The sequence below is a fragment of the Novipirellula sp. genome, from assembly GCF_041583735.1.
Lineage (GTDB): Bacteria > Planctomycetota > Planctomycetia > Pirellulales > Pirellulaceae > Novipirellula.
Genome location: NZ_JBFHFD010000629.1, coordinates 1 through 5,044, shown reverse-complemented (window position 1 = coordinate 5,044; position 5,044 = coordinate 1). Strand labels below are relative to the sequence as shown.

Below are 5,044 nucleotides of genomic sequence, written 5' to 3'. Positions count from 1 at the left end.
GGTAGGCTTCGGCCATCGTCGGGTAGTTGAACGTGGTTTCGACGAAGTACTCGACCGTGTTGTGGCCGTGCGGTTGGTTCATGATCGCTTGACCGATATGCACGATTTCCGATGCGTTGGCACCGAAACAATGGACGCCCAAAATCTCGAGTGTATCGCGGTGAAACAGCAGCTTCAGCATGCCGGTGGTTTCACCGGTGATCTGAGCGCGTGCGAGCGATCGGAATAAACTGTGGCCGACTTCGTAGGGAACGCAGGCGGCAGTCAGTTCACGTTCGGTCTTGCCCACTGAACTGATTTCGGGGCTGGTATAGATCCCGGTGGGAATATCATTGACTCGCAGATTGCCGTCTTTGCGGCCGAGCATGTGCATCCCTGCAGCGCGGCCTTGCGTGTACGCGGCACTGGCCAACGACGGGTAGCCGATCACATCGCCGACGGCGTAGATGTGGGGAACGACGGTTTGGAATTGTTCGTCGACGATCAACTGGCCGCGATTGTTCGCTTCGATCGGAATATTTTCGAGTCCCAAGTCATCGGTATTTCCGGAGCGTCCGTTGGCCCACAGGAAGGCGTCTGTTTTGACCCGCTTGCCGCTTTGCAAATGCAAGATCACTCCATCGTCAGTCGGTTCGACTCGCTCCATCGTTTCATTGTGTCGAATGATCACGCCTTGATCACGCAAGTGATACGAGAGTGCGTCGATAATTTCGTCGTCGAGAAATTCGAGCAGTTTTTCGCGAGTGTTGATCAAGTTGACTTTGATCCCCAGGTTGCGAAACATCGAAGCGTACTCGGTTCCGATCACGCCCGCACCATAGACGCAGAACGTGGTCGGTTTGTGAGACATGTCGAGGATCGTGTCGCTGTCGTAGATCCGAGGATGCGTGAAATCGACATCGGCGGGACGAAACGGACGCGATCCGGTGGCGATCACAAAGTGTTTGGCACGAATCGGTTTGTCGCCATCAATGGAAATCGTTTGTGAATCCAGAAAACGAGCGGTGCCTTGAAAGACGGGGACCCCGTTGCGTTCGTAAAACGATTGCCGCATCGTGACTTGCTTGCCGATAATCGCCTGGGTGCCACGTTTGAGCTGCTGGAGCGAGGGGCTAAAATGGAGCCCCAGCTCTTGAAATGTCGGATTACGGAGCGTTCGCATTGTGGAGGTGATGGCGTAACGCAATGCCTTGCTCGGAATGGTGCCCCAGTGGGTACAGCCGCCGCCGATTTGGGTGTATCGTTCTGCGACGGCGACTCGCATGCCCCCCTTCACAGCCTGCATCGCTGCCCCCTCGCCTCCGGGGCCTGAGCCGATTACGAATAGGTCGTAGTCAAATTTTGCGTTTTCAGTCGTGGCGTTCATCTAGGGATCGTCTTTTCGAGAGAGCGTTCGAGTTCGCGTTCACGCATGAAGTGTGGACGTTGAAGAAGAGAGTTGTCAATGCAACGGCCTACGACAGTAATCGTCGCTGCGATACGCTAACGGTTTCCTAACCTTCGCTTCATTTACGAGTGTTTTACGATGCTAATCGCCTGCGTCCAATCGGATGTCACTTTCGCCAACATCGCCGAAAACCGCAAACGGATCGCCGAACACATCCATGCTGCGGGCAAAATGCAAGCCAAATTGGTTGTGATGCCCGAGTGCATGTTATGCGGTTACGCGTATGAGAGCCGCGAACAGGCATGGGACCAGGCAGTGTCGATTGACGATGAGGTGTTTATCGACATTGCCCACTTGGCCGCGACGTATGATTTGCATCTGACGTTTGGATTTTTGGAAAAAAGCGGCGATCAGCTGTTTAACGCGGCAGCGTTGGTTGGCCCGAGCGGGGTGGTCGGATGCTATCGCAAGGTCCATTTGCCTGCCTTGGGAGTCGATCGCTTCGTCGATCGCGGCGATATTCCCTACCAACCGCTGCAGGCCGGAGAGGCACGCGTCGGGCTGGCGATTTGCTATGACAGCTCGTTTCCCGAACCGATGCGGGTGCTCGCGTTGGCCGGAGCGGACATCATTGCGTTGGGGACCAATTGGCCCGTGACGGCGTACCGGACCGCTGAAATTGTTCCTCCGGCACGCAGCATGGAAAACCATTTGTTCTTCGTTGCCGCCAATCGGGTGGGTAGCGAAGGTGGTTTCAAATTCTGCGGATTGAGTTCGATTTGCGGTCCTGACGGAGTCGTGTTGGCTCAAAGCAAGGCGGATCAGCCCGAGATTTTGTATGCCGACGTCAACTTGGCGGACGCGCGGAACAAGCGGATCGAGCGAACGCCGGGAGCCCATGTGATCGACCGATTCGAGGATCGATGTCCCGATTTTTACGAGGCGGTTGCTGCTGCCAAGCCAGCTTCTCTAACCGCTAAATCCGCTAATGATGGGACAACCACACCCCCTGTCTAGTTAGATTAGACGGGTTGTAACAAACGTTGAGCCGGTGGGGGGGCAGCGTCGGCTATTTTTGGGGCAAGGAATCGAGAGTAGCCGATCGGTGCGCCGAAGTGGGTAGGTAGCCAACCGAGGTGTTTGCGGTGTTCGGAATCGAGCGCAACGCACCTCGATCCGTGTGTGGGACGTGCAAAGGGCGAGTGGCTCGGCGTCGCAGTTTCACACGCCAACCTCACCTCCCCACCCTGTAGCCGATGGATTGGCAGATGACTAAAAAATCGCTCAACCGCACCGAAACCACCTCCCGAAACGCATTGGCATCGCGGTCGACCCGACGTTGGCGTCGCGCCTTGCTTGGTGTGCTGATCGCAGCGACCGGGGGTGGCAACCTGACTCCGGTTTTGGCAGGCAATCCCGCATCGCCGTTCTTTACGGCAAGCCGAGTTCACGGGACGGTTCAAACGACCACGTTTGCCGAGGGCGCGGGCAATCCAGGCCCCTATTCGAATCAACCGGAATCGGTCCAGGCGTTTGCGGCATCCGCTGCGATGGGCGGCAACTCGGTGGTGGATTCCCGTCCGGTCGTCTATCTGACGCTTGCCGAAGCGCGAGCCCGGGTTGTCGATTCGAATCCCGAGCTTGACAGTTTGTCCAATGCGCTAGCGGCGATCGCCGAGGATGTGACGATCGCGGACGCCTATTTTGATGGGCGAGTCGGAGTGGATATCGAAGGTGGAAAACTCGATCGTCAGCTCAGTAACTCCGTTGCTACCTTTGGACTTCCCACCCGCGAATTGCAAACCGATTTTCTTCGCTCGATCAGCGGCAACATGTTGTCGTACAGCAAGCGGACACGCACCGGTGGTGAGTACTTGTTGGGTTACAACAACGGTTACAATTTCCTGTCTCCTGTGGGGCCAGATGTCTTGATCAACCCGGCCTGGGACGCGGATTTGAACTTCCGCTTCAGCCAACAACTGGCTCAAGGGCGTCGACGTGTTATCAATGAATCTCCGATCCAATTGGCACGTTACGCCTACATGTCGCTCAGTTCCGAGTTGCGGGCCGAGATCAATACGGCGTTCCGTGATGTCGAGGTCGCCTATTGGGAGTACGCTGGGCTGTATGCCGAGCATCAAGTCGCCCTCGAATCGACCGCGCGTTTCAAAAAATTAGTCGATAGTGAACGATCGCGTTTGGAGCAGCGTGAGTCGACGATCGTGGATGTGGCTCAGGCAGACGAGCTGTATCAAACCGCTCGCTTAACGGAGATTGAACTGCGCCGGACCGCGGATCTGGCCGCCGTGGAACTGTTGCGGTTGATGGGCGATTACCGCGGCCGTACGATTCGGTTGGTGCCTGCGGATCAACCTCAGATGGATCTCTCGCTGCACTTTGACGAGGGCATGGTCCAGTCGGGATTCCGCCCCGAGGTGGAAGCTCAACGCACGTTGGTGCGAGCGGCAAAGCTGCAGATTTTGCAAGCCCGTGATCTGTTGCGACCCGACATCCGTGCCAACTTTGGTTACACCCAAAATGGCTTGGAAACCCGCTTGGACGATGCCATCGACACGGCGTTTGACGGCAACTATCAAGATTGGTTTGTCGGGTTCGAGTTCCGGCAATCGGTGGGCCAGCGGGCGGCGTACGCAAGAGCCCGACAAGCATGCCGGCAACTCGCCGCACAGCAGTCGCAACTCGATGCGATTCGCCGCGATATTTATGCCGAGGTCAATGCGGCTGCCGTCGATATCGAATTGTTCTATGAATCGCTTGATGTCGCACAGGCCCGTGTCGCATCGGCCACCGCCCAGAGCGATGGTCGGCAACTGTTGTACGACAAAAACAAAGCGACCATCGACTTGTTGCTTCGCAATGACCAAACGTTGGTGGATGCGCAACGTGCTTCGATTCAAGCCGTCTACGGTTATCAACAAGCGTTGGCTCAGTGGCGTTTCGCAACCGGCACGATTGACCGAGCGGCGCTGGGATTAGAGACCACGCTCGGCGCATCGCTGCGATCATTCGAAATGATCCCTTCGACCGCCGACGAAGCCGACGAGACGGGCTCGACGTTGCCAACCCCTTCGCAGCCAGCCGAGTCGCAGCCAGCCGAGTCGGCCCCGCAGCAGGAAGCCCCGATTCAGGAAGCCCCGCCTGCTCCGCCCACTGCGAAACCCAAGACCGATGATCAGGCTGCGGTTTCACCTGAGCCGTTCGCTCCGGTGGTGTCCCAACCGTACCGGCCTAGTTGGATTGGCAATGCCGCAAGTGCGGGACCGATCGAGAGCTATCCGCAAGTCGTGGTCGGCCAACCTCCGGTGAAAGTCACCTCCGATGAGTCCTTGCCCGCTCCAATACAGCAATCGGCCTCGGCACCGCTGTTGATGCTGCCGGATCAAGTCGATGGTTGGGATGACCTGTTTTCCTCGCAACCGATTGGATCGGCAACCGCAAGCACGGAAACTCCAGACTCGGTTGGCTTCCCAGAAGTCGTGGTCGCCAAGCGTCACGGTTCACGATCCGAGGCCCAGTCGAAAGCCGATGCCCTGCGGGCTGAAATCGAGGCTCAGGCAGCCGAATTGCTTCCCGAGGTTCATGTTTCGCCGCTCAAGTTCCAGCGTTAAGCGGGCAGAGTCGGCAGCGGGTCGGCCG

The 5,044-nt window shown here is 57.4% G+C and carries 3 protein-coding genes; 2 read left to right on the top strand and 1 reads right to left on the bottom strand.

The features are described from left to right. A partial coding sequence (gene sthA / locus ABX962_RS29810; protein ID WP_372724994.1) for a Si-specific NAD(P)(+) transhydrogenase occupies window positions 1–1,366 on the bottom strand: 1,366 nt, incomplete at its 3' end. A gap of 159 nt (window positions 1,367–1,525) precedes the next feature. Here sthA and ABX962_RS29805 point away from each other — a divergent pair. Together ABX962_RS29805 and ABX962_RS29800 are read left to right on the top strand one after the other, a co-directional pair. Beyond that, window positions 1,526–2,404: a carbon-nitrogen hydrolase family protein gene (locus ABX962_RS29805; protein WP_372724992.1), complete on the top strand. Its 879-nt coding sequence runs from the start codon at window positions 1,526–1,528 to the stop codon at window positions 2,402–2,404. 251 nt (window positions 2,405–2,655) lie between these two features. Beyond that, complete coding sequence (locus tag ABX962_RS29800; protein WP_372724990.1) at window positions 2,656–5,016, top strand: TolC family protein; 2,361 nt, start codon at window positions 2,656–2,658, stop codon at window positions 5,014–5,016. Window positions 5,017–5,044: the final 28 nt, after the last annotated feature.

Excerpts from the sequence above, each read along its gene's own strand:
- ABX962_RS29805 (WP_372724992.1), top strand. The coding sequence starts at position 1,526 with ATGCTAATCGCCTGCGTCCAATCGGATGTCACTTTCGCCAACATCGCC.
- ABX962_RS29800 (WP_372724990.1), top strand. The coding sequence starts at position 2,656 with ATGACTAAAAAATCGCTCAACCGCACCGAAACCACCTCCCGAAACGCA.